This window comes from Pseudomonas fluorescens group sp. PF-1, from assembly GCF_054481335.1.
Genome location: NZ_JBTMNG010000001.1, coordinates 1200728 through 1224454, shown reverse-complemented (window position 1 = coordinate 1224454; position 23727 = coordinate 1200728). Strand labels below are relative to the sequence as shown.

The following is a 23727-nucleotide window of genomic DNA, read 5'->3' as shown; positions in this document are numbered from 1 at the left end:
TGGCCACTCAGTATCGTCGGAGGGTTTCAACTCTCGGCGATCTTATGAGCGAAAAGAAAAAGGACAGCGACTGGAGCGTTTCTGAGATTAGGGCTGCGGTCGATGCCTATCTGAAGATGCTCGCGTTAGAGCTGAGCGGCCAGAAGTTCGTTAAGACTGAAGTGAATCTTTCTCTGCGCGAAACGGCTTTACCCACCCGTACTAAAGGCTCTGTCGAATTCCGTATGCAGAACATTTCTACTGTTCTGATGAAGATGGATCGGGAGTTCATCAAGGGGTACAAGCCGGCCAAAAACGTCGGTTCGAACGTTGAGCAATTAATTCGAGAAGCGCTCACTGAGCGAGGCATCCAACCTGACGATCCCACTGCTCCGACTGCTGATGAGGAAACGCTAGAACGTCGCGCTGCTTTGCTTCAGAAACAACAGATAAAGGAACCGCCAAAAGGCATTAAGAGACCGAAGCGAGCAGCAAACTCTGGCACGGTCTATGTGCGTGATCCCGAGGTTAGGGCCTGGGTGCGCAACGAAGCCAAAGGTCATTGCGATGGCTGTGGCGAACCCGCTCCGTTTCAGAAGCTTGGTTTGCCTTATCTGGAAGTTCACCACGTTAAACCTCTTGCCGACAAAGGCTCGGATCAAATCACCAATGCGGTTGCTCTTTGCCCGAACTGTCATCGTCGCTGTCATCATTCGAGCGACAGTGAACAGTTCACAGCTTCGCTTTATAAGAAGGTTGCCCGGCTAATTCCCGAGTAATAGATATCTGTGGCGAGGGATGTGTTGCTGCGGGGGCGATGTGGGATCGGAGAATGAGTGGATGCCGATATTCACAAGCAGGCTCACTCCCAAAGGTTTTGCAGCATGTTGAAAACAGTAAGTGCAACCCGCCCCGCCGCCCGCTATTAATACCCCTGCCCCCTCACGGACCCGAGCCCCCCATGAAATTCAACCTCGCCTACTGCCTCAGTCTCGACGCCAAGCTGTCGATCTATGACGTGCGCGATTTGAATTTCGACGAGACCATGGCCTTCGATTCCGCCAAGGAGCACTTCCAGTGCCCCAACGATACCTGTCGTTTGGCGTTCGATGTGGCGAACGCGTTGGGGACGTTCAACGCCAAGAATGTGAATTACGTGCGTACGCCGCACTTCAAGAATTTGCCGAGTACGCGGCATGTCGAGGGTTGTCCTTATGTCAGCCTGAAGACGCCCGCATCGGGTCTGGAGGCGGATGAGGCGGAAACGGATGACAGTCGCGAGGAGCATTTCCCGTCGGAATTGTTACTGACTCGGCGTGCGTATGTGCGTCAGCCGTCCAGCCCGACGGTGGCGCCCGACACTCAACGGGATGAGCCCGCCACACCTTCGGGCGCCCATGGCGTCGAGCCACCGAGCCACGATTCGACGCCGGACAAGACCAGCGTCTTCGCCCACCCGGTGGAGTGTTTCGTGTCGAACTTCGACGAAAAGGACTTGCTCAAGCGCATGCCGTTGAAGATCGGCGAGCACACGGCAACATACGCGGCGTTTTTCAAGAAGATCGAGTACCTGCAGGACAACAAGGGGCTGATTTACTGGGGCAAGGTCAAACAGATCAAGGATTACACCCAGAGTTTTCGCATCGATTTCGAGAAGAAGGTCTGGTTCGAGAAGAAGCCGTACTCGGTCAATGTTTACCTGAGCAAGAAGCTGATCGACACCTACCGCAAGCGCAAGGCGTTCCTGGAAGAGATCAAGCACGCCATCGAGAGCGGGCGCGAGTTGTATTGCTTCTTTTATGGCGTGACGCCGGAGCTGAAGCAGGTGCCCAGCAAGAAAAAACCCGAGCAGACGTTCGGGGTGTTCAGTGCCAACATTGAGAATCTGGATCACTTTATTGTGCGGGAGGCGCCGGGGCTGGAGGGAAAATGACCGCGCTCAACCCAGGCCCATGCTGATCATCACCAGCACCAGCAACCCGACATACACCCGCGCGTGAATCTGATCCGGTATGCGCCCGATCCAGGGCGTGGCCAGGCGAATCCCCACCACCGATCCAACCGTCAACACCGCAAACGCCAGCAGATCCACATAACCGACAAACCACGGTCCCAGATCAAACGCACTGAAGCCGGCCATGGCCATGTAGGTCAGGGTTCCGGCCAGCGCCACGGGCAAGCTCAGCGGATTGGCCATGGACGTCGCCTGGGACATGCTCAGTCCGCATCGGCGCAATAACGGCACGGTCATGACGCTGCCGCCCACGCCGAGAAAGGTGGCAATGACGCCGATTCCCACACCGCCGCCAGATTGTTCTGACCGACTCAATCGCCGTGGATTTCGCAGCTGGGAATGTGTGAGAAAGCCGTCTCTGAAGAGGCAATCCAAAATGGTCAGCCCCAGGTAGGCAATGAAGGCCAAACGAATGAGTTGGCCACTGGCCTGCATCGCGGCCACGGCGCCGAGTGCCGCCCCCACACCAATGAAGCCGCCCAACGGCCACAGGTAATGGCGAATCAGATGACCGGCGCGGTGGTGTTTTCCGGTGGCGATCAGGGCATTGACGATCATCACGCAGGTCGAGGTGGCGACGGCAATGTGCATCGCCGCCTGGCCGATGGGATCGTCCACGCCGTACCTGGCCATGAGCATGTGGTACAGCAACGGCACCACCACAAAGCCACCGCCAAAACCAAACAACACGGCGGTAACGCCGCTCATGCAGCCGAAGAGAGTCAGCCATAGATAGAACATTGCACGTCGTCCGTTGGATGAGAGCAGTCGACGATAAAGCGCTGCGCCTTGGCCTGCTTCAGCAAGTCGGCCAATAATGTTTGCGTTTACGCCAACTGTGGGACTGCCTAGATGCGCAATATTTCGATTGATCGGCTGGACGCCACGCCACGTCCAGTGGTTGCCATCGGTACGGATTATGCCTACGGCCAATGGTTGCCCCGTCATACACACCGTCGCGCGCAATTGTTGTACGGCGCCACGGGGGTGATGCAGGTGACCACGCACGACGGCAATTGGGTGGTGCCGCCGCAACGGGCGGTGTGGATTCCGGCGGGGGTGGCGCATGAAGTCTTGATGCTGGGGGTGAGTACTCGCAGTGTGTACATCGAGCCGAGCGCGGTGGATTTGGGCCAGCGCTGTCAGGTCATCAGCGTGTCGCCGTTGATGCGGCACCTGTTGATGGAAGCGGTGGAGATTCCGCTGGAGTACGCCGAAAACAGTCGCGACGCCGCTCTGATCGCTTTGCTGCTGCACGAACTGGCGCTCAGCACTCACCTGCCGCTGCATATCCCGCTGCCGCTCGATGCGCGCCTGCTCGCGCTGTGCCAGGCCTTTGTGCAGCGGCCCGACGCCCATCAGTCGCCGCAACAATGGGCCGATCAATTGCATGTCAGTTTGCGCACGTTCAATCGCCTGTTTCGGCAACAGACCGGCTTGAGTTTCAGCCAATGGCGGCAACGCGCCTGTGTGGTGCTGGCACTTGCGCGGCTGGTCGCCGGTGAACCGGTGACGCGCATTGCCCTGGATTTCGGTTACGACAGCCCGGCGGCATTCTCGACCATGTTCCGACGCCTGTTGGGCCAGGCGCCATCCATCTGGTTGGAGGGGGCGAAATAGCAGAAATCGAAAAATCAAATTGATCCGGGCCGAAAACAGCTGTACAAAAACACAGTATATTTTTGATCAACACTCTCGAACCCGGAGAACCCCATGGCCTCTCAAGCGATGAAAATCACCCTGGAACGTATCGCCCTCTTCCAATTCACCCCGGCCCACTGCGCCCAGGCCCGAGCGATGCTGGGTTGGAGTGTGGAGGAACTGTCTCGCGAATCCGGGGTTTCGGTGGAGGCCATTCAGCGCTTCGAATCAGAGCAGGATGTGCTGGATGTCACCCGGCTGACGCTGGCGTATCGGTTTGAAGCCGAGGGACTGGTGTTCTTCCCGGGGTTTGCACCGGGGCGCGGAATGAACCTGAGAGGTTGTACCCCAAATCCAATGGAGCGGGCGGATTTTGCGATGGTGGAGTAAAGATCCTTGGACGGGCCGCTTTCAGGGCTAGCGGCCCGATTCCAAAACACTACGCGTTCTGCACAGTCACCTGATCCCTCTCCCCTTCCAGCGCCAGCCACCAGGCGTCACCGCGCTGCGGGTACATGAGGTTGAACGCCTCGCCCATCTGCGGTGTGGTAATCGAAACGCTGCGCTCCCAGGCCAGGGCCAGGATGCGGTCGAAGGGTTCGTACCAGGCGTGCATCGACAGGTCGAAGGTGCCGTTGTGAATCGGCAAGAGCCAGCGACCCTTGAGGTCGATGTGGGCTTGCAGGGTTTGTTCCGGTTGCATGTGCACGTGGGGCCACTCGACGTTGTAGGCGCCGGTTTCCATGAGGGTCAGGTCGAACGGGCCAAATTGTTCGCCGATGTGTTTGAAGCCGTCGAAGTAGCCGCTGTCGCCACTGAAGAAGATCCGTGTGCTGCCTTCGATCATCACCCACGAAGCCCAGAGGGTGCTGTTGCCATCGAACAGGCCGCGACCGGAGAAGTGTTGTGACGGGGTGGCGACGAAGCGGATGCCATCGACTTCGGTGTCCTGCCACCAGTCCAGCTGGCGGATCTTGCTGGCGTCGATGCCCCATTTGATCAGGGTGTCGCCCACACCCAGCGGCGTGAGGAAGTACCTGGCCTTGTCGGCGAGTTGCAGCACTGCCTGATAGTCCAGGTGATCGTAGTGGTCGTGGGACAGGATCACCGCTTCAATCGGTGGCAACTGGTCGAGGCTGATCGGCGGCTGGTGAAAGCGCTTGGGACCGGCCCATTGCACAGGCGAAGCCCGTTCGGCGAAGACCGGGTCGGTGATCCAGAATTTATCCCGCAACTTGAGCAGCACCGTGGAATGGCCAAGTCGATAGACGCTGTGGTTCGGCGCGGCAATCAACGCCGCCCGGGTCAGGGTTTGCACCGGGACCGGCGCGCTCGGACGGGTGTCTCGCTGCTTGTGAAAGACCATGTTCCACAGGATGCGCAGGGTCTTGCGAAAGCCTTCACGTTTGAACGGTGAATGATTGAGGTATTGCCCTTCGGTCTGACGGGACGCTTCAGATGCGGCAACGATGTCCGCGGGGGAAGTGGTTTTGGCCATGACTGAATGACTCCGGAAAAACCGCAAGTAACCGGTTTCTCAAGGTTGGACGATAAATGGCCAAGGCATGCACGCATCAGCCGGATGGTTCAATTGTTCACCGGGCAGGATTAACAAAACATTACACTGCACGGTGTAGTTTCTAGGTTGCATCAAAGCCGATCACAAGTAAACTGCCAAGTGTAATTTTTCACCCACCTCTGCCGAAGCGTACTTATGACAGCTCCACAGCGCCTCACCGACCGAAAACGCGAAGCCATCATCCAAGCGGCGATTGCCGAATTCCGTGCCAACGGTTTCGACATCACCAGCATGGACAAGATCGCCGCCACTGCCGGCGTGTCGAAGCGCACGGTGTACAACCATTTCCCCAGCAAGGAAGAGTTGTTCGCCGAAATCCTCAATCAATTGTGGACACGGGTAACGGCAGAGCAAGAAACGCCCTATCGCGCTGATCAACCGCTCCGAGCGCAACTGCGCCTGCAACTGATGGCGAAAATGCAGATGCTGGGCGATGACAATTTCCTCGACCTGGCGCGAGTGGCTATCGCGGCGACCATCCATTCCCCTGAGCGCGCACAGGATATGGTGGCTCGCCTGGGTGAGCGCGAAGAAAGCCTGACGGTGTGGATTCGCGCGGCCCAGGCCGATGGTCGGTTGAAAGCAGTCGATCCTGCGTTTGCTGCGCAACAGGTTCAGGGCCTGCTCAAATCCTTCGCGTTCTGGCCACAGGTTTCCATGGGGTTGCCGGGCTTGTCGGCAGACATGCAGGGCTCTGTCGTGGAGTCGGCACTGGATATGTTCCTGGCCTGCTACCAGTTGCCATAAATGACAATGTGCCGGCGCCGCCTTACGTTGGGCAGCTGCGGATAAACCGGCGCAATGTGTTTCAGAATGAAACTGATACTGAGTTTATAGTGAGCCCAAGTCCCAGCCTCCACCAGAGATCAACATGAACAGCAAAACCAAGACTGCCTCCCCCGTCGATCACCTGCGCTTCCATCGCCCTCACGCCCACTTGGCGCCGACCTTTGGCAATGACAAGTTCGCTCTGCGTGCCGAGGCCTTTGCGCGGTTCTTTGGCACGCCGACTTTTCTCGGTGCACAGACACTGATCGTCGCGGTGTGGATCGCCCTCAACATCTCCGGTGTGACCCACTTCGATGTCTATCCCTTCATCCTGCTCAACCTGGCGTTCAGCCTGCAGGCGGCGTATGCCGCACCTCTGATTCTGCTGGCACAGACCCGTCAGGCGGCGCGGGATAAGGCGCAGTCCGATGCCGATGCCCAGCATCGTGAAGCGCTGGCGACCGCCAACAGTGAGCGACAGGCAGAGTCGGCGAAGAACACCGCGCAACTGTTGGAACTGCTCGAACAAAACACCCGCCTGACTCAACTGACCAAGGAGCTCAGCGAACGCATCGAAAACCTGACCTCGGAAATGCATCAGCACGTGTTGAATTCGACGCCATCAAAAAGCTGAGCTTTCTAAGGCAGCTTCAATGCCCGCCCCAGCTCATCAAACAACGTGACCACCGAGCGCAGGGCGCGGCAATCCGGGCGGGTCAGCAGCCACAGCGCGGTGTCGTAACCTTGCAGTGGCTCACCCAGCGCCTGCAATCCGTCGCCGATCAGGAAGTCCGGCAATGCCGCCACCCCCAACCCTGCCCGGACCAGTTCGGTCACCGACAGCATGCTGTTGCAGCGATAAGCGGGCGTCACGCCGGGTAACGCCTGGCGACGCCAGGCAATGGTCGGGTGATCGGGCAGGAATTCGTCCGGGGCAATCCAGGTCAATGCAGCGAGGTCATGGGGATCGACCGATTGCAGATAACTCGCGCTGGCGCACACCCGGTAAGAGACAGCCGCCAGTCGCCGCCCGACCAAATGCTCGGGCGGGGTGCGGGTCAGGCGCAGGGCGATGTCGGCATCGCGACGGCTGAGGTTGGCGAAGTCGTTGGAAGTACTGAGCTCGATGGTCAGTGCCGGGTAATTGGGCATGAACCGCGCCAGCGCCGGCAGCAATAAGCCTTGCAGAACCGAGTCGGTGCAGGTCAGGCGCACCGTGCCGCTGATCACTTCACCGCCCTGCTCCACGCCAATGCGCGCGGCCTCAAGTGCCTGTTCGGCGCGCTCGGCCTGCTCGGCCAAGGCCTGCGCCAGGCTGGTCGGCAAGTAGCCGGCGCGGCTCTTTTCGAACAATTGCTGACCCAAAGCGGCTTCCAGTCGACGCACCGCACGAAACACCGTCGAGACATCCACCCGCAACAGCTGCGAGGCCCGGGCCAGAGAGCCGCCACGCATCAACGCCAGAATCAGGGCCAGGTCCGGGTAGTCCAGTCGATAGTGCGCCGCTGCATTGATCACTTGGGAAAACGCCCATATTGAGTGCGTGAGCGCCAATCTATAGTGAGCGCCAGGAATCAACAAGCGCCGAGGTTGCTCATGGAAAACCGCGTTATCCGCATCGCCCTGATCGGCGACTATGACCCGCACGTCACCGCTCACCAGGCCATTCCCGTGGCCCTGGAGATGGCAGCCGAACACGGTGGCCACAACGTGCATGGGCATTGGCTGGCGACTGACAGTATCCACGCCGACACCCCGCTCGATGACTACGACGGTTTCTGGTGCGTGCCCGCGAGCCCCTACCGCAACATGGACGGCGCATTGCGGGCGATTCGTTTTGCCCGCGAACAACAGCGGCCTTTCCTCGGCACCTGCGGCGGCTTTCAACACGCCGTGCTGGAATATGCGCGCAACGTGCTGGGCTGGACGGATGCCGAACATGGCGAGACATCACCCAATGCTGCGCGGGTGCTGCTCACGCCGCTGGCCTGCTCGCTAGTGGAAGCCATCGACAGCATTCATTTGCATGAGGGCTCGTTGATCGCCAAGGCGTACGAAACCGCTGAAATACGTGAAGGCTACCGCTGTAACTACGGTGTGAATCCTGAGTTCGAACGAGCACTGCTCAGGCATGACCTTCACAGCGTCGGGCAGGACTCGGCCCACGGCTTGCGAGCGCTGGAACTGCGAAGTCATCCGTTCTTTGTCGCCACCCTGTTCCAGCCCGAACGCGCCGCGCTCAAGGGCACCTTGCCGCCCCTGGTACGGGCATTCATCCAGGCCTCCACGGGGCAGCCCTCATGATCGCCAACACCCTGCCAGCCCCTTACTTCGCCGTGATCTTCACCTCGCTGCGCACCGAGGGAGACCAGGGTTACGCCGAAGCGGCCGAGCGAATGGTCGAGCTGGCCCGCCAACAGCCAGGGTTCCTCGGGGTGGAGTCGGCACGGGGCGATGACGGGTTGGGGATTACCGTGTCGTACTGGACCAGTGAGGCGGCGATCCTGGCGTGGAAACAGCATCCTGAGCACAGCGCGATTCGGGAACGGGGGCGCACGACCTGGTATGCACATTGCCATACGCGGGTGTGCCGGGTTGAGCGGGCCTATGAGTTCGAACGGTAATTGATGCGGCGTTAGCTCGCTCCAACACTGGATCGGTGGGAGCGAGCCTGCTCGCGATGGGGCCAGTCGAATCACCGCACAAACTCAACCTTGCACCGATTGCCTCACCGCCAGAATCTCCGGCACTTCCTGGCGCTGCATGTACACCCGCAACGGCTCGGTGACGTTGATCCGGTCATCGATGTTCTGATCCAGCAGCAATTGAATCAGCTCGCGCTTGAGGGTCATGGTCTGCTCGTGGCCGGGCGCCCAGACGAACTCGCTGGCGGGAATGATCCCGTCATCGGCCACGTCCATGCCGAAAGCGTCTTCACTGAAGCGCACGATGTAACGGCCGGTCTTGCGATTGAGCCCGACGAAACCTTTGAGTTGGTCGGCGGCCTGGCAGATGAGCTGGGAAGTGATGCGCATGAAAACCTCACAAAAGGTGATGGATGGTTGACACGCAAGGATGGCAAGTGGATTTCCCTCTGCCGGGGAAATGGCCGGGGCTAGGGTACTGCAAAAAACCGTTTTGAACAGATGGATGTCGGTCCGGCGATGGCGCTTGTCACGCTCAGTTGCTACAAGAGAGGGCTTCGACAACCATTGCGAAAGGATTTCGACCATGCCCGTCACCTTCAGCAAAAGCACCTTGCTGCTGAGTCTGCTGCTCGGCCTCGGCCAGGCGCATGCCGCCAGCGAACCCGGTCCCGCCGCTCTGGCGACGCATTTGGGCATCCCGCACCCGGCGGTGATTGCCCATCGCGGCGCGTCCTTTGATGCCCCGGAATCCACTGCCGCCGCCTACAAGACCGCCCGCGATCTCGGCGCCGATTACCTGGAACTGGACCTGCAACGCAGTAAGGATGGCGTGCTGTTCGCCCTGCACGACAACCATCTGCAACGCACCACCGACGTCGCCACCCGGTTCCCCGAGCGCAAGGACAGCCCGGCCACGGCATTCACCCTCGCCGAACTGAAAACCCTGGATGCCGGCAGCTGGTTCAACAGCGCCTACCCGGATCGCGCGCGGCCTGCCTTTGCCGGGCTGAAAATCCTCACCCTCGATGAAATCATCGACATCGCCGAAGGCAATCCGCTGCACAAACCCGGCCTGTACATCGAAACCAAGGAGCCCAGGCAGTTTCCCGGCATCGAACGCGAGCTGAAAGAAAAACTCCAGGCCCGTGGCTGGCTGATCCCGCCGGGGTCGACACCGACAAAAAACGAAGTGGCCGTCGGCCAGGGCACTGGCAAGGTGATCCTGCAAACCTTCGAGAAGAACAGCCTCGAGTTGCTGCAAAAGGAAATGCCGCAGGTGCCGAAAATCCTTCTGCTATGGGTCGGCGAAGGCAACATCGAGCCGGCCTCCAACGTGCCGTTTGCCGCATCCGGCGAGAAAGACAAAGCGGCTTACTACGCCCGACAGCAACCCAAGGACAAAGCCGAATTCCAGCGCTGGATCGACTACGCCAAGGCCCAGGGCGCGATCGGCACCGGCCCTTCTGCCGCACTGACCCAGGGTGGTGAACAGAGTTACGCAGATTTGGTGAAGCCCTGGATGAACCAATACACCCACGACCAAGGGCTATTGGTGCATGTCTACACCCTCGACGATGCGGTGGATTTCCAGAAAGTCATGGACGCCGGCGTCGACGGCATCTTCACCAACCGTGCGAGCGAGTTGCTCAAATTCTACAAGCGCCCGGCGGCGGCGAGTGTGGAACAGGTGTTGCGCAACAACGGTTTCTGAGCCGGGATCGACGCGTCCGCATCGCTGGCAAACCAGCGATGCTCGGGAATTAAGGCTGAATTAAGTTGCCACAATTAACCTGATCCCACTCAAACCGCTCACCCAAGGAAAGAAGCCCATGAAAACCCTGACCGCCCTGTTCACCGCCGCTGCCTTGACCCTGACCGCCGGTTTCGCGCAGGCCGATGTTCGAGTGGACGAGATCCCGCAACTGGTCAAGGACGGCAAGATCAAGCCGTTGGAAGAGCTGAACAAAATCGCTCTGGACCTGCACCCGGGTGCAACGATCACCAAAACCGAGCTGGATAACCATTTCAACGGTTTCGAGTATGAGATCGAACTGCGCGACAAGCAGAACGTCGAGTGGGATGTGGACATCGATGCCGCCACCGGCAAGGTCCTGAAGAACAAGCAAGACAAGTAACCGCGACACGCACAAAAGCCGCACGACCTAACCATCGTGCGGCTTTTGTGCGTTTTCAGTTCACGCCGATGTGCTGACCAGCGAACCGGATGTGCTGCCGCCCTCTTCCTGCAACGCTTGCAGCAGCGAGGCGGTGGCGGTTTGCAATGAGGCAGAGGTCGTCGCTATCTGCGCCTGAGCCGCCGCCACATCAGCCGCCTTGGCATCGGCGCTTTCCTGCCTGGCCTGGGCCGCTTGCAGTTGCTGCTGTTGTTCCTGCAATTGCTTTTGCAACTGGGCGATCTGCTTGCGCAGTGCTTTGACCGAGTCGGATTCTTCGCTGCTGCTGGAGCTGCTGCTACCCGATGCCGATGCACCGCCAGCGGAAGCCTTGGTGTCATTGCTTGAAGCTGATGTCGAGGTCGCTGCGGTGGTGGACGTGTCTTCAGTGCTCGTGGCGCTGGTCGAAGCGGTCGCCGTGCTCGGCAGTGGCTGGGCGATTGAAACGGAGGTGATGCTGACCATGGGCGTTATCCAAAGTAGTTCGAAGTCCCCTCCCTGATCGACACACCGAGCCAGCACTTGAGATCGACTGTGTAGCGATTCAGTAAGCAAACCGATACACAGCCGTTTTTCATTACGCGCTCAGACGCGCCGTCACCTCGTTCAACTCCCCCGACAACCCGTGCAGGTTGTTGCTCGCCGCTTCGGTGCGTTGCACGTTGTCCAGGTTGGCACTGGCGATGCTGGTGATCTCCGTCAGATTGCGCGAGATGTCTTCGGCGACGGACGTCTGCTCTTCGGCGGCGGTAGCGATCTGGCGGTTCATGTCGCGAATCGCTTCCACGGCCAGAGTGATGCGCTCGAGCATGGCACCGGCCTCGGTGACTTGCCGGACGCTTTCCTCACTGCGCGACTGACCGCTTTCAATCGCCTGGGCCGCATCCACCGCACCGCTCTGCACGGTGTGGATGATCTGTTTGATTTCGATGATCGACGCCGCCGTGCGCTGGGCCAGGCTGCGCACTTCATCAGCCACCACGGCAAAACCGCGCCCGGCCTCTCCAGCGCGAGCGGCTTCAATCGCGGCGTTAAGCGCCAGCAGGTTGGTCTGTTCGGCGATGCCGCGAATCACTTCCAGTACCTTGCCGATGCGCCCGCTGTCGGTTTCCAGCTGACGAATGACCGTGGCGGTGTTGTCGATTTCGCCGCGCATCCGGGTGATGGTGTCAATGGTGCCCTGCATGACTTTCTCGCCCTGCTGCGCGGAATGGTCCGCATCGTCGGCGGCGCGTGCGGCATCGGCGGCATGGCGGGCGACTTCCTGTGCGGTGGCGGACATTTCGTTCATCGCCGTGGCCACCTGATCGGTGCGATTGAACTGCTCATGGGTGCCGCCGGCCATCACGGTCGCGATCGAATTCAGCTCGCCGCTGGCGCTTTCCAGATCCGAGGCACTGCGTTGCAAGCGGCTGAAGGTTTCAGCGAGGAAGTCGCGCAAGGTATTGGCCGCCATCGCCAGTTTGCCCAGTTCATCCTGACGGCCGCTGGCCACGCGCTCGGCGAATTTGCCGTGGCTGAGTTGCGCCACGTATTCGATCAGTTGGCGAATCGGCTCGACCAGGTTGCGGTTGATCAGCCACAGGCTCAACAGACCGATCAGCGCCCCTGACACCAGCATCACGATGATCCCCAGCAACACCGTGCGACGGGCACTGGCGCTGAGCTGTTTCGATTGGTCCACACCCTGCTGGCGCAACTCGCTGACCAAGGCGCTCATCTGATCGCTGGTCGCGCGGTCCACCCCCTTGACTGCAGTGTCACCGGCCGTGGGATCGGCACCCGCCGCAAGATAGGCATCGCGGCCCTTCTGATACGCGGCGCCCAGTTGGCGATGCTCGTCGCGCAGCCGTTCGATGCGCGATTTCAGTTGCGGCTCGATGCCCTGCTGCCCGGCCAGTTCGCCGAGGATGTCCTGCACATCGCGCTGACGCTCCTGGAACTGCTTCCAGTATTTGTCCAGGTCAGCCGGTTGCTTGCCGCGCAGCAGGACGTTTTTCCACTCCTGTACCTGCACCTTGAATTGCAGGTTGGCTTCATCGATCAGTTGCGACGTGTGCAACGGCCCCTCGATCAGGTTGGCGTAGCTCTGGACACCGCTGGACAAAAAGTGAAAGCAGGCCAGCGCGATCAGCAACATCGCAATCAGACTGCCGCTCAGCAGGGCGAGAATTTGCGCTCTCAGGGACTTTTGCAAAAACATCGGACGGTACTCATGACAGGTATGAAGCACGCCCGGTTCAGGCGTGAAAGGTCTCCGGACATCCTTGTCTGCGGCGTCGGCTTTTGGCCGAAGGCGCGCAACTTACCCCAAGCAAGATCGGCGTGCCAGAGCGGTTCTTTAGGGAAATCCGACCATCGGCCGAGCAATCGTTTGCGTTCACTTTGTCGTCACAAAAACGTCATCAATGCTTGCGATGATGCGGCTCAAGTGAACCTGTAAAACCCGCAGCAGGCGCCTCACCTTGCGAGCACTCATGAACCACAGCATCGATCAAAGCCATCGCGATCCGGACCTGTTCGGCTTGCTCTACGGCTTCAGTTTTCGTCCTGGCGAGCGCGGTCGCGAGATCGATTCGGCCAGGGCGCTGCAGTGCCTTCAGCAACCGGACGACAGCGGTGAATTCCTCTGGCTGCATTTGAATCTTGCCCATGCCGCGTGCGAGCGCTGGATGAAAAGTCATCTGGAATTGCCCGACGAGTTTTTTGAGGCCTTGCACGAAGGCTCGCGTTCGACGCGTATCGAGCATGTCGACTCGGCATTGCTGGCGGTGGTCAACGACGTGGTGTTCAACCTCAGCAGCATGGTCTCGTCGGATGTTTCGACGCTGTGGGTCTGCGTGCGCAGTCGACTGATCATCAGCGCACGCCTGCAACCGCTGCACTCGGTGGACAAGCTGCGCTCTTCGGTGAAGGCCGGCGAACGCTTTCGCTCGCCGCTGGAACTGCTGGTGCACCTGCTGCGCGATCAGGGTGAAGTGCTGACCCAGATCGTGCGCAAGACCAGCCAGAGTGTCGATCAGGTCGAAGACGAATTACTCTCCTCGCGCCTGTCGACCAACCGCGCCGAGCTGGGCGCCAACCGTCGGGTGCTGGTGCGCTTGCAGCGGTTGCTGGCGCTGGAACCGGGGTCGTTGCTGCGCCTGCTCAATCGCCCGCCGACGTGGCTGCAAAAGGAAGACGTGAAGGAGCTGCGCAAATCCACCGAGGAGTTCGCGTTGATCATCAACGACCTCACGGCGCTGGGCGAACGGATCAAGCTGCTGCAGGAAGAGATCGCCGCCAACATCAACGAACAGACCAACCGCACGCTGTTCACCCTGACGGTGGTGACGGTGCTGGCACTGCCCATCAATATCATTGCCGGCTTCTTCGGCATGAACGTTGGTGGCATTCCGCTGGCCGGTGATCCGGAAGGGTTCTGGATCCTGGTGGCGCTGGTCGCGACCTTCACAGTGATTGCCGGGCGTTGGGCGTTTCGCAAGCAGCGGGATTATTGACACGCCCTCATCACCGACACAGGTTTTTTGTACAGCCCTCAGGATTATCCGGGTTCCCGATAAACGGCCCACGAATCACCTAAACCCTGATCCAAAGCAGTCTTCCTGTAACAATTAGCAACGATTATCACTGATACACCTCCCTCCTCAGGAATGTCAGCGATGGCTACACCCACCTTCTCCGCCGCCCAGGCGCCCGTCAGTAGCGCAAAACCGCAATTGGATAAAAAACCTGGACTGTTCACCATCGTGGTGTTTTTTGCCGTACTGGCCATCGGCTTGCTGTTCACCGCCTACAGCCTGATGCACGACATGCACGAACTCGGCACGGTGGTAACCACCTGGACGCCGTTTCTGCTGCTGGGCGTCGCGCTGCTGATCGCTCTGGGCTTTGAATTCGTCAACGGCTTCCACGACACCGCCAACGCGGTGGCCACCGTGATTTACACCAACTCATTGCCGCCGAACGTCGCGGTGGTCTGGTCCGGTTTCTTCAACTTCCTCGGTGTGTTGCTGTCCAGCGGCGCCGTGGCTTTCGGCATCATCGCCCTGCTGCCGGTCGAGCTGATTCTGCAGGTCGGGTCGTCCGCTGGTTTTGCGATGATCTTCGCCCTGCTGATCGCGGCGATCCTGTGGAACCTCGGCACCTGGTGGCTGGGCCTGCCGGCGTCTTCATCGCACACCCTGATCGGCTCGATCATCGGCGTTGGCGTGGCCAACGCACTGATGCATGGCCGTGATGGCACCAGCGGCGTGGACTGGGCGCAAGCGACCAAGATCGGTTACGCACTGCTGCTGTCGCCGCTGGTCGGCTTCGGCTGCGCCGCATTGCTGCTGCTGGCCCTGCGCGCCTTTGTGAAAAACCGTGCGCTGTACAAAGAACCGAAAGGCGACACGCCGCCACCTTGGTGGATTCGCGGCCTGCTGATCGTGACCTGCACTGGCGTGTCCTTCGCCCACGGCTCCAACGACGGCCAGAAGGGCATGGGCCTGATCATGTTGATTCTGGTCGGTACGCTGCCGATGGCCTACGCCCTGAACCGCACCATGCCCGCCGACCAGGCCTTGCAATTTGCCGCGGTGGCCGAAGTCACCCAGCAAGCCCTGGTGAAAAGTGCCCCGCAACCCGCGCCGGCCGACCCGCGGGCGGTGCTGTCCGACTACGTGCGCAGCAAGGACGCCACACCGCAGCTGGTGCCGGCGCTCGCCGCGCTGACCGGTAGCATTGGCGCCGAGGTCAAGGGGTATGGTTCGCTGTCGAAAGTCCCCGCCGAAGCCGTGGGCAACGTGCGCAACGACATGTACCTGACCAGCGAAACCATTCGCCTGATGGACAAGAACAAGCTCGGCAACTTCGACGCCGACACCAGCGGCAAGCTGCAACTGTTCAAGCAGCAGATCGATAACTCGACGCGCTTCATCCCGCTATGGGTGAAGATCGCGGTGGCCATCGCCCTCGGCCTGGGCACCATGGTCGGCTGGAAACGGATCGTGGTGACGGTTGGCGAGAAGATCGGCAAGACCCACCTGACCTACGCCCAGGGCGCCTCGGCGGAAACCGTGGCCATGCTGACCATCGGCGCCGCCGACATGTTCGGTTTGCCGGTGTCGACCACGCATGTGCTGTCTTCCGGTGTGGCCGGGACCATGGTCGCCAATGGTGGCGGCCTGCAGATGAGGACCATCCGCAATCTGCTGATGGCCTGGGTACTGACCTTGCCGGCGGCCATTGTGCTGTCGGGCAGCCTGTACTGGTTGTTCACCCAACTGTTCTGATTCGATCGCTGTTTCAACTGTCCCGGCCCGATCCTGAGCCGGGATTTTTTTTGTCCGTCCATCGCTGACACGTCAACGCCTGCCGCTCGTGCTTGTTCGGGTCAAATGCTGACGATGTGTTCACGCATCACCAGCCGCTCACGCACCACGTCATACACCCAGTGGTACAGGTAGGTGTACGGCAGGAAAAACAGCAGCACCCCGATATCCAGCAAAAATGCCTGCCACAGGCTGATGTTCAGCCACCAGGCAATCAGCGGTACGCCGAGGGCCACCAGGCCGCCTTCGAACAACAGCGCATGCACCACCCGGACCCAGGCGTTGTGTGCAATGGCCAGGCGCTTGAGCATCCGATCGAAGAAACCGTTGAAGACCACGTTCCACGCCAGGGCCAGTGCGGCCATGACCAGGGTCACGACGCCCATGTCGAGCATCGGCTTGTCCATGATCCACGCCAGCAATGGGGTGCAGATCAGGATCGCCAGCAATTCGAAACCGATGGCCTGGAAAATACGCTCAGTGATGGATTTGTTGGCGCTCATGGCCAGACTCCTTGAGTGATGGTGGTTGCCATGATCCTTTCTCACACCGATACTTCATAACCAATAACCATCGATCAAGGCGATAGTTCATGGCCTCCCAAGAAGTGTTGCAGGCCTTCGTCCAGGCCGCGACTCAGGGCTCGTTTTCCGCTGCGGCGCGAAAATTGGGGCGCAGCCAGTCGACCGTCAGCGCGGCGGTGGCCAGTCTGGAAATCGACCTCAACCTGACGCTGTTCGACCGCTCCACCCGCAAACCCACGCTCACCCCGGCCGGGTACGTGATGTTGCAGCGCGCCGAGGACATTCTGGCCGCCACCAGTCGCCTGGAAATGGCGGCCAGCCAACTGTCCCAAGGGGTCGAGGCGAAATTGACCGTGGCGCTGTCCGACACGTACCAGTCCGACCGTTTCGAAGCGGCACTCAGCGCCTTCGAGCAGCGTTATCCCGACCTGGAACTCGAATGCCTGATCGCCGAATGCGATGACCTGGTGGCCCTGGTACAGAGCGGTCGGGCGCAGGTCGCCTTCGCCGAAATGCAGGACAGCTACCCACCGGACCTGGTCAGCTCGACGGTGGATGAACGCACGGACATCGCGCTGTTCGCGTCCCCTGAACATCCGCTGGCAGCGCTGCCATACATTGATCAGGACGTGCTACAGCAGCACCGTGAATTGCGCCTGGCAACCATCGTCAATCCCTATGAAAGCCGGGCCAAAGGGCGCGTCTGGTCGGCGCCAAGTTATTTGATGCTGCTGGAGATGGCCCAGGGCGGATTCGGCTGGGCGCCGTTGCCGCGCTGGCTGGTGGAGCGCTTCGGTCCGGGCACCTTGCAGGAGCTGCCGGTGCGTGGCTGGCCGAAGACGGTGTCGGTCGATGCCCTGTGGTCGCGGCTGCACCCACCGGGGCCGGCGGGTAGTTGGCTGCTGGGCAAGATGCTGGAGTGAGAGTCCTTCGGCGCTGCGCGGAAGCTGTAGGAGCGTGACTTGCCCGCGATGACGTCAATTCAGACACTCCATCACCTGAACCTGATCACGCCACCTCGACCCGCATCGGCTGATTCATTTGAAAAAACTCATGCAACCCGCGCATCGCAGGTAACTCCAGCGCCTGGGCGGCGTAGCACAAACCCACCCGACGCGTCGGGGTCGGCAAGTGCATCGCACGAGTCGTCACCCGTGCCTGCCCGCTCACCAATGACTGCGGCAACAGCGCCACGCCAATGCCCGCAGCCACCATGTGCAACGCCTGTTTCAACGAGCCGGCATGCCCCGCCACCGCGTCTGGCGAACGTCCGTACAGCGCCATCAAGCGTTGATGGGACGGGTGCTGTGGGCAGGTGATCCAGTCACTGATCGGCGTCCAGGCTTGTCCGCTTTGCGCGATGGCCATCGGGTGTCCCACCGGCAGCGCCATCACATAGGATTCCTCCCACAGTGGCAGGAACAACTCGTCCTCGCAGCACATCTCCTCCACCGCCAGGCGCCCGTCGCCGCGGCAGCCTTCTTCGAGCGTCAGCAACAGGTTGGGCAGTGCCTGTCGGGCCATGCGCACGAACGCTTCGATGTGACTTTCGGCAATATCGCCTTCGATGCCCAAGGTCAGCGGCGTGCGGTTTTCCTGGCCGAGGAACAACCGGCTCAAGGCTTGCGCATCCGCCACCATCCGCAGGGCCTGCGGATACAGGACCCGCGCCTCATCACTGACATCAACGCCACGGGGCTGACGCACGAACAGCCGGGCGCCCAACTCCTCTTCGAGCTGTTTGATGGTTACCGACAGGGTCGGCTGGCTGACGAACAACCGCTGGGCCGCGAGGGTGATGTTGCGCTCCTCGAACACCGCGAGAAAGGCTGTGAGGTGGCGGATATCCATAGGCAGTTCCGATGACAGACAGAGAAATAAGGCATTTTTCAGCCACAGCAGCGATAAATATACTGCGCGTCACGCTGAGTTATTTGTTTTTCTGATTTCAGGAGTCCAGCCATGGGTAAGCCATTGATCATCATCACCGGGGCCAGTTCAGGCATTGGCGAAGCCGCCGCTCGCTTGCTGAGCGCAGCCGGCCATCCGCTCTTACTGCTGGCCCGGCGGGTCGAACGCCTGCAAGCGCTCGATTTGCCGAACACCCTCAGCCGTCGCGTCGACATCACCGACCGCCCGACCCTGCTCGCCGCCGTGGCCGAAGCCGAAGCACAGTTCGGCCCGGCCGATGCGCTGATCAACAACGCCGGGGTGATGCTGCTGGGCGAGATGAGCAAACAGGACCCGGCACAGTGGGACCAGATGCTCGACGTCAATGTGAAAGGCCTGCTAAATGGCGTGCACGCGGTGGTGGCCGGGATGATCGAGCGCAAACACGGCACGATCATCAACGTCAGCTCGGTGGCCGGGCGCAAGACATTCCCCAACCACGTGGCCTACGTCGGGACCAAATTCGCGGTACATGGCCTGTCGGAAAACCTGCGGGAAGAACTGTCACCGCATAACGTGCGAGTCATCACCATCGCACCGGGCGCGGTAGAAACCGAACTGCTCGGCCACACCACCGATGAAGCGATCAAGACCGGTTACCAAGCCTGGAAACAGGACATGGGCGGTACCGTATTGAGCGCCGAAGATGTCGCATCAGCCATCGCGTTTGCGTACCAGCAACCGCAGAACGTGTGCATTCGCGAGATCGTGATGGCGGCGACACGGCAGCAAAGTTGACGGTCGTGCGGGTTTGATTGTGCAGAGATGGCGTACATCTGTGGGTGATTGGTCGGCTGTCAGGCCGCCATCGCTGCGATGCGGCGCCCCGACAAGCCAGCTCCCACAGAAAAGCAAAGCGGCGCACACCCACCTGCTCCTCACCACTCATCAGGCCGAGCGTTAGCTCGCCTGCAGCTTTTGATCTACCCGCCCCTTCGGGAGGCTGAGTGGAGGTGTGCATCCGGGGAGTGGCGCGCAGCGCCGTTCGACGCAGTCGAACACGCTGCATGTAGGTTGAAGCGAAGCCAACCGGAGGGCAGTGTCCCCGGATGGACACCGCAGCGAAGGATCCCCGAGCCCTAGCGAGGGGCCGGACGCTCGGGGCGAGCCTTTTTTTGCTTATCTTTTTTTTGGCGTCTGAAAAAAAAGTAAGTCGCCGTAAGGGCGAAACCATCGGCGGCCGTTACCGCAGCAACGGATATGTACACAATCAACCAGGAGCCCGGTCGGCCCAAAGGCCGCCGATACACCCCATATCACCTCAACCACCTGAGCCGCCCCTCGATAAACCGCCGCTCCGGCTCCTGCCGGGTCAACGCCAGCGCCCGTTCATACGCCTGCCGCGCCTGCTCCACCCGCCCCAACTGCCGACAAAACTCCGCCCGCGCCGAATGGGCCAAGTGGTAATCCTGCAGCTCACCGCGATCCAGAATCGCCTCGACCAGCGCCAGTCCCGCCAGCGGCCCATCCCGCTTCGACAGGGCCGCGGCGCGGTTCAACTCGATCACCGGCGAAGGTACGGCGCGCAGCAACACGTCATACAGCCCGACAATCTGCGCCCAATCGGTTTGCTCCACCGACGGTGCTTCGGCATGCACCGCCGCAATCGCCGCTTGCAGGCAATAGGGGCCGAATCGCCGAGTGCCCAGCGCCCGCTCCACCAGCGCACAGCCTTCGGCGATCATCTGGCGGTCCCACAACGTTCGATCCTGATCATCCAGCAGGATCAGTTCGCCACTCGAAGACGTGCGCGCCGGACGCCGCGATTCGTGCAACAGCATCAGCGCCAGCAACCCCATCACCTCGGGCTCCGGCAACAGCTCCATGAGCAAACGACCGAGTCGAATGGCTTCACGGGTCAAGTCTTCGCGGGTCACCTGCGCGCCGATGGACGCCGAATAACCTTCGTTGAACACCAGGTAAATCACCCGTAACACGCTGTCGAGGCGTTCGGGCAGTTCCGCCAGGGTTGGCACCTGATAAGGGATTTTCGCGTCACGGATTTTCGCCTTGGCGCGCACGATGCGCTGGGCGATGGTGGCCGGTGCCGAGAGGAAGGCCCGGGCGATTTCTTCCGTGGTCAGGTCGCAGACTTCCCGCAGGGTCAGCGGCACCTGGGCGTCCGCCGCCAGTGCCGGGTGACAGCAGGTAAAAATCAGCCGCAGGCGGTCGTCTTCCACGTCCTCGTCACTCCAGTCGGCCTGCTCCAGTGCTTCCAGTTGAGCAATCAACAGCGGACGAGACGCGGCGAAGCGGGCGCGCCGGCGCAACACATCAATGGCTTTGAAGCGTCCGGTGGACACCAGCCAGGCCCGCGGATTGTCCGGCACACCGTCCCGCTGCCAGCGCTCGACCGCAATGAAAAACGCCTCATGCAGGGCCTCTTCGGCGAGGTCGAAATCGCCGAGCAAGCGGATCAGTGTCGCCAGAATCCGTCGCGACTCTTCACGATAGACCTGCTCGACGCGCTCCTTGACCGACACCGTCATTTCAAGGGTTCAACTGACGAACGGGGCGCACTTCGACACAACCGACCCGGGCCGCCGGAATGTCGCCGGCAACCTGAATGGCTTCATTGAGGTCCTTGGCGTCGATCAGGTAGAAGCCGGCCAATTGCTCCTTGGTTTCGGCGAACGGGCCGTCGGTGATCGACAGCTTGCCGTTGCGCATGCGCACGGTCGTGGCGGTCTGCACCGACTCCAGCGCCTCGGCGGCGACCATTCGGCCACTGCCCTGGATCGACTCGGCGTACGCCATGCACTCGGCGTCCTTCGGGCTTTCCGGCAACGAATGCAGCAGGTGCTCGTCGCTGTAGACCAGGCATAAATATTTCATGAGCTTCTCCAGGATCGAGGATCAACTATGGCCGTAGATTGGCCGTTTCGCGCGGCCTCCCGATCAACAGCCCGACGTTCAGGGCTGCAGGTTGAACAGGGCCGCGCCGCTCATCATGTCGAACGGGGCCGACCAGTGCTCGTGGACAATGCGCCATTGTCCGGCCTCGCGCCGGTAGCAGGCCGTCACGCGCATCCAGCACGCCTGGGTTTCACCCTTGTCATTGGTGCCCCCGCAGTGGGCCAACCAATGGGCAAAGGCGATGTGTTCATCAGCCACGATGTTCATCTGGTCGAAGTCAAAGGTATGCGGGCCCTGGCACATTTCCATGCATTCCAGCCAATGCGCGCGGTAGGCGGCCTTGCCGCGAAACTGCAGCGCCTTGACCGCGTCATAGGAGACGATGTCCTCGGCATACAGGGCCATGATTTTCTCGACATCCTTGGCGATGACCGCCTGACGGTAGGTGTCGATCAGGGTCTGGATTTCGTGTGTGGCGTTCATGGTGGTTCTCCGTGGTTTTTGTTTTGAAGACACCCCTAGTCGTCTGGCGATCCATCCAATCGACAGCCGAAATAAAAATAATCCAAGAACGCAAACTCGCTAGAATCCGAGGCTCATTTCCAATGGAAAAAGGACACTCCAGTGACAGCCCGACTCGTGCCTTACGAAAGCCTGAATGCGTTGCAACGCCAGCAGGTCGAGGCCATCGAAGTACACCCGGAACAAATCAGGTTTTCCGGTGACATCCATGGTGCATTGCACACCCTGCTATCCAAACCCGGCCCCGGCGTCAAAGGATTTGCGCTGGTGGACGGAGCAATACCCGTGGCCTTCCTGCTGCTCAAACGGCCGCCGGCCTTGCCCGCCTGGGCCGACGAACACAGCGCCACCCTGCATGCCTTGCAAGTCGATCAGCGCGCCCAGGGCAAGGGGTATGGCAAGGCGTGCCTGCAAGACCTGCCCGAAGCGGCCCGCCAGGCCTGGCCGGAAATTCGCGGGCTGGAGTTGTCGGTGGATGCAGACAACGCCGCGGCCATTGCCCTGTATGCCAAATATGGTTTTGTCGACAGCGGCGAGGCGTACAAGGGGCGGATCGGCTATGAACGGCGGATGGGACTGGTTTTCTAGGTCCGTCACGCACCTGTAGGAGCAAGCTCGCTCCTACAGGGGATCTGCGTCGGGTTTAGAGACTGAGCACCATCTCATGCCACGCCATGCCGCCATGGTCCGACGCAGATGGCTTGACGTAGGCAAAGCCGAACCCGGCGTACAGCGGGATATGCCGCTCCTTGCACATCAGGTTGATGCTGGCCTTGCCCATTGCGCGCATGCGCTCGATGAACTCGCCCATCAAACGCTTGGCCAGTCCCTGCCCCTGATAATCCGGATGCACCACCACCGACATGATCACCACATGGGACCCGGCCGGGTCGTGGCCGATCAGCTCCTTGAACGCTTCGTCCGACATTTCCACTTCAAATGCCGCACCGGAATTGATGAAACCGGCGACCACGCCGTCCACTTCGGCAACGATGAAACCTTCGGGCCAGGTGGCGATGCGGGTGGCGATTTTTTCGCGGGTCGCGGCTTCGTCGCCCTCGTAGGCTAGGGTTTCGATGGCGTAGCAACGGTCCAGGTCGGCGGGCAGGACGTGACGGATGACGGTGTTCATGGCAACTCGGAATCAGCAATGGGAAAGCCGGGGATCATAAATCAGCCTCCCCATGACATCGAGAGACGAATCGTCGATACGTCTCTCGATGCGGCTGATCAAACCTTGATCGGCAGCCAGATTTCCAGTGTTCCGGTTTTAAGCCTGGGGTTGAAGTCTTCGCTGTAGCGTTCGAATTCCGGGGCGTCCGCCGCCTGATGCCCGGACTGCGGCAGCCAGGTATCGCAGATGTAGCGAAAGGTCTGCGACAGGGATTCCAGCGGCCCTTTATGTTCGAACACCGCGTAATACTGCGGCTGAATTTCAACCCAGCGGTATTGCTCGGGCAAATCGTCGAGCTTGCTGATCTCGACACCGGCGATGTAGTCAAAGCCACCCTTGCCATCGAAATTGCAGCAGACGCCGTAGGTCACTTCACCCTTTTGACCCGGTACATTGCCGATGTGGGGACTGAATTTTTCCCAGAGCGCGGGAATACCTGCGATGGTTTGCTGGGTGAAGGGAGCGCCAAGCCCTGCAATCAGCAGGAAGTGTCCGTGTTCGAAGCGGGGTTCCAACAATTCGACGCTTTTTTGCTCATCCATGACTCGACTCCTGGAAGGAAAAAGGGGTTCGGCTGGGAGTA

The 23727-nt window shown here is 60.5% G+C and carries 28 protein-coding genes; 15 read left to right on the top strand and 13 right to left on the bottom strand.

The features are described from left to right. Positions 1 to 44: 44 nt before the first annotated feature. Together ACX3YD_RS05875 and ACX3YD_RS05870 are read left to right on the top strand one after the other, a co-directional pair. A complete protein-coding gene (locus ACX3YD_RS05875; RefSeq protein WP_458959461.1) occupies positions 45 to 758 on the top strand; it encodes an HNH endonuclease in 714 nt (237 codons plus the stop codon). A 182-nt stretch (positions 759 to 940) separates the two neighbouring features. Next, a complete protein-coding gene (locus ACX3YD_RS05870) occupies positions 941 to 1912 on the top strand; it encodes a hypothetical protein (protein WP_458959460.1) in 972 nt (323 codons plus the stop codon). Positions 1913 to 1918: 6 nt separating this feature from the next. Here ACX3YD_RS05870 and ACX3YD_RS05865 read toward each other — a convergent pair whose 3' ends face one another. Beyond that, entirely contained in the window at positions 1919 to 2734 is an 816-nt protein-coding gene (locus tag ACX3YD_RS05865; RefSeq protein WP_458959459.1) for a sulfite exporter TauE/SafE family protein, read from the bottom strand. Between the two features lie 111 nt (positions 2735 to 2845). On the opposite strand from ACX3YD_RS05865, the gene ACX3YD_RS05860 reads away from it, so the two are divergent. Together ACX3YD_RS05860 and ACX3YD_RS05855 are read left to right on the top strand one after the other, a co-directional pair. Then, positions 2846 to 3613 (top strand): AraC family transcriptional regulator, encoded by a 768-nt coding sequence (locus ACX3YD_RS05860; protein WP_458959458.1) that lies wholly within the window; start codon positions 2846 to 2848, stop codon positions 3611 to 3613. A 93-nt stretch (positions 3614 to 3706) separates the two neighbouring features. Further along, complete coding sequence (locus ACX3YD_RS05855; protein WP_103406766.1) at positions 3707 to 4024, top strand: helix-turn-helix domain-containing protein; 318 nt, start codon at positions 3707 to 3709, stop codon at positions 4022 to 4024. 49 nt (positions 4025 to 4073) lie between these two features. Here the strand turns inward: ACX3YD_RS05855 and ACX3YD_RS05850 are convergent, their stop codons facing one another. Next, positions 4074 to 5132: an MBL fold metallo-hydrolase gene (locus ACX3YD_RS05850; protein WP_458959457.1), complete on the bottom strand. Its 1059-nt coding sequence runs from the start codon at positions 5130 to 5132 to the stop codon at positions 4074 to 4076. 216 nt (positions 5133 to 5348) lie between these two features. Here ACX3YD_RS05850 and ACX3YD_RS05845 point away from each other — a divergent pair, with 216 nt between their 5' ends. Next, on the top strand, positions 5349 to 5960 hold the full coding sequence (locus ACX3YD_RS05845; RefSeq protein ID WP_103406764.1) for a TetR/AcrR family transcriptional regulator: 612 nt from the start codon (positions 5349 to 5351) through the stop codon (positions 5958 to 5960). 124 nt (positions 5961 to 6084) lie between these two features. Beyond that, the gene (locus tag ACX3YD_RS05840; protein ID WP_103406763.1) at positions 6085 to 6615 is read left to right on the top strand and encodes a DUF1003 domain-containing protein; all 531 of its coding nucleotides are present in this window, start codon (positions 6085 to 6087) and stop codon (positions 6613 to 6615) included. A gap of 5 nt (positions 6616 to 6620) precedes the next feature. Here ACX3YD_RS05840 and ACX3YD_RS05835 read toward each other — a convergent pair whose 3' ends face one another. Further along, on the bottom strand, positions 6621 to 7562 hold the full coding sequence (locus tag ACX3YD_RS05835) for a LysR family transcriptional regulator (RefSeq protein WP_458960386.1): 942 nt from the start codon (positions 7560 to 7562) through the stop codon (positions 6621 to 6623). A 15-nt stretch (positions 7563 to 7577) separates the two neighbouring features. Between ACX3YD_RS05835 and ACX3YD_RS05830 the strand changes: the two genes are divergently transcribed. After that, positions 7578 to 8285 (top strand): CTP synthase C-terminal region-related (seleno)protein, encoded by a 708-nt coding sequence (locus ACX3YD_RS05830; protein WP_458959456.1) that lies wholly within the window; start codon positions 7578 to 7580, stop codon positions 8283 to 8285. Beyond that, positions 8282 to 8605 carry an antibiotic biosynthesis monooxygenase family protein gene (locus ACX3YD_RS05825; protein ID WP_458959455.1) on the top strand — a complete coding sequence of 108 codons (324 nt, stop codon included), beginning with the start codon at positions 8282 to 8284 and terminating at the stop codon, positions 8603 to 8605. Before ACX3YD_RS05830 ends, ACX3YD_RS05825 begins: the two co-directional genes overlap by 4 nt. Before the next feature lie 84 nt (positions 8606 to 8689). On the opposite strand, the gene ACX3YD_RS05820 is transcribed toward ACX3YD_RS05825, so the two are convergent. After that, positions 8690 to 9016, bottom strand: a complete 327-nt coding sequence (locus ACX3YD_RS05820) for a DUF2025 family protein (protein WP_103406759.1) — start codon at positions 9014 to 9016, stop codon at positions 8690 to 8692. A 196-nt stretch (positions 9017 to 9212) separates the two neighbouring features. Here ACX3YD_RS05820 and ACX3YD_RS05815 point away from each other — a divergent pair, with 196 nt between their 5' ends. Both ACX3YD_RS05815 and ACX3YD_RS05810 read left to right on the top strand, forming a co-directional pair. After that, on the top strand, positions 9213 to 10340 hold the full coding sequence (locus ACX3YD_RS05815) for a glycerophosphodiester phosphodiesterase (RefSeq protein WP_458959454.1): 1128 nt from the start codon (positions 9213 to 9215) through the stop codon (positions 10338 to 10340). Positions 10341 to 10458: 118 nt separating this feature from the next. After that, positions 10459 to 10764 carry a PepSY domain-containing protein gene (locus tag ACX3YD_RS05810; protein WP_103406757.1) on the top strand — a complete coding sequence of 102 codons (306 nt, stop codon included), beginning with the start codon at positions 10459 to 10461 and terminating at the stop codon, positions 10762 to 10764. Between the two features lie 60 nt (positions 10765 to 10824). Here the strand turns inward: ACX3YD_RS05810 and ACX3YD_RS05805 are convergent, their stop codons facing one another. Both ACX3YD_RS05805 and ACX3YD_RS05800 read right to left on the bottom strand, forming a co-directional pair. Continuing rightward, the gene (locus ACX3YD_RS05805) at positions 10825 to 11268 is read right to left on the bottom strand and encodes a hypothetical protein (RefSeq protein ID WP_103406756.1); all 444 of its coding nucleotides are present in this window, start codon (positions 11266 to 11268) and stop codon (positions 10825 to 10827) included. A gap of 112 nt (positions 11269 to 11380) precedes the next feature. Continuing rightward, the gene (locus ACX3YD_RS05800; protein WP_458959453.1) at positions 11381 to 13006 is read right to left on the bottom strand and encodes a methyl-accepting chemotaxis protein; all 1626 of its coding nucleotides are present in this window, start codon (positions 13004 to 13006) and stop codon (positions 11381 to 11383) included. 274 nt (positions 13007 to 13280) lie between these two features. Between ACX3YD_RS05800 and ACX3YD_RS05795 the strand changes: the two genes are divergently transcribed. Together ACX3YD_RS05795 and ACX3YD_RS05790 are read left to right on the top strand one after the other, a co-directional pair. Further along, positions 13281 to 14303, top strand: coding sequence for a transporter (locus tag ACX3YD_RS05795; protein ID WP_047532405.1), 1023 nt, complete (start codon positions 13281 to 13283; stop codon positions 14301 to 14303). A gap of 162 nt (positions 14304 to 14465) precedes the next feature. Next, the gene (locus ACX3YD_RS05790) at positions 14466 to 16079 is read left to right on the top strand and encodes an inorganic phosphate transporter (RefSeq protein WP_047532406.1); all 1614 of its coding nucleotides are present in this window, start codon (positions 14466 to 14468) and stop codon (positions 16077 to 16079) included. Positions 16080 to 16180: 101 nt separating this feature from the next. Here the strand turns inward: ACX3YD_RS05790 and ACX3YD_RS05785 are convergent, their stop codons facing one another. After that, positions 16181 to 16621, bottom strand: a complete 441-nt coding sequence (locus ACX3YD_RS05785; protein ID WP_458959452.1) for a multidrug/biocide efflux PACE transporter — start codon at positions 16619 to 16621, stop codon at positions 16181 to 16183. 89 nt (positions 16622 to 16710) lie between these two features. Here ACX3YD_RS05785 and ACX3YD_RS05780 point away from each other — a divergent pair, with 89 nt between their 5' ends. Further along, positions 16711 to 17565 carry a LysR family transcriptional regulator gene (locus tag ACX3YD_RS05780; protein ID WP_458959451.1) on the top strand — a complete coding sequence of 285 codons (855 nt, stop codon included), beginning with the start codon at positions 16711 to 16713 and terminating at the stop codon, positions 17563 to 17565. Positions 17566 to 17650: 85 nt separating this feature from the next. Here the strand turns inward: ACX3YD_RS05780 and ACX3YD_RS05775 are convergent, their stop codons facing one another. After that, positions 17651 to 18493 (bottom strand): LysR family transcriptional regulator, encoded by an 843-nt coding sequence (locus tag ACX3YD_RS05775; protein ID WP_458959450.1) that lies wholly within the window; start codon positions 18491 to 18493, stop codon positions 17651 to 17653. A 111-nt stretch (positions 18494 to 18604) separates the two neighbouring features. On the opposite strand from ACX3YD_RS05775, the gene ACX3YD_RS05770 reads away from it, so the two are divergent. Next, positions 18605 to 19330: an SDR family oxidoreductase gene (locus tag ACX3YD_RS05770; protein WP_103406750.1), complete on the top strand. Its 726-nt coding sequence runs from the start codon at positions 18605 to 18607 to the stop codon at positions 19328 to 19330. Positions 19331 to 19848: 518 nt separating this feature from the next. Here ACX3YD_RS05770 and ACX3YD_RS05765 read toward each other — a convergent pair. The 3 genes from ACX3YD_RS05765 to ACX3YD_RS05755 all read right to left on the bottom strand — a co-directional run bounded on the left by ACX3YD_RS05765 (position 19849) and on the right by ACX3YD_RS05755 (position 21931). Continuing rightward, positions 19849 to 21081: an RNA polymerase sigma factor gene (locus ACX3YD_RS05765; protein WP_458959449.1), complete on the bottom strand. Its 1233-nt coding sequence runs from the start codon at positions 21079 to 21081 to the stop codon at positions 19849 to 19851. A gap of 1 nt (position 21082) precedes the next feature. Then, positions 21083 to 21427, bottom strand: a complete 345-nt coding sequence (locus ACX3YD_RS05760) for a YciI family protein (protein ID WP_047532413.1) — start codon at positions 21425 to 21427, stop codon at positions 21083 to 21085. Positions 21428 to 21505: 78 nt separating this feature from the next. Next, positions 21506 to 21931 (bottom strand): YybH family protein, encoded by a 426-nt coding sequence (locus ACX3YD_RS05755; protein ID WP_103406545.1) that lies wholly within the window; start codon positions 21929 to 21931, stop codon positions 21506 to 21508. A gap of 141 nt (positions 21932 to 22072) precedes the next feature. Here ACX3YD_RS05755 and ACX3YD_RS05750 point away from each other — a divergent pair, with 141 nt between their 5' ends. Further along, positions 22073 to 22558: a GNAT family N-acetyltransferase gene (locus ACX3YD_RS05750; RefSeq protein ID WP_458959448.1), complete on the top strand. Its 486-nt coding sequence runs from the start codon at positions 22073 to 22075 to the stop codon at positions 22556 to 22558. Between the two features lie 55 nt (positions 22559 to 22613). On the opposite strand, the gene ACX3YD_RS05745 is transcribed toward ACX3YD_RS05750, so the two are convergent. Both ACX3YD_RS05745 and ACX3YD_RS05740 read right to left on the bottom strand, forming a co-directional pair. Then, a complete protein-coding gene (locus tag ACX3YD_RS05745; protein WP_458959447.1) occupies positions 22614 to 23102 on the bottom strand; it encodes a GNAT family N-acetyltransferase in 489 nt (162 codons plus the stop codon). A 98-nt stretch (positions 23103 to 23200) separates the two neighbouring features. Beyond that, positions 23201 to 23686: a GyrI-like domain-containing protein gene (locus ACX3YD_RS05740; RefSeq protein WP_458959446.1), complete on the bottom strand. Its 486-nt coding sequence runs from the start codon at positions 23684 to 23686 to the stop codon at positions 23201 to 23203. Between the last annotated feature and the right edge of the window lie 41 nt (positions 23687 to 23727).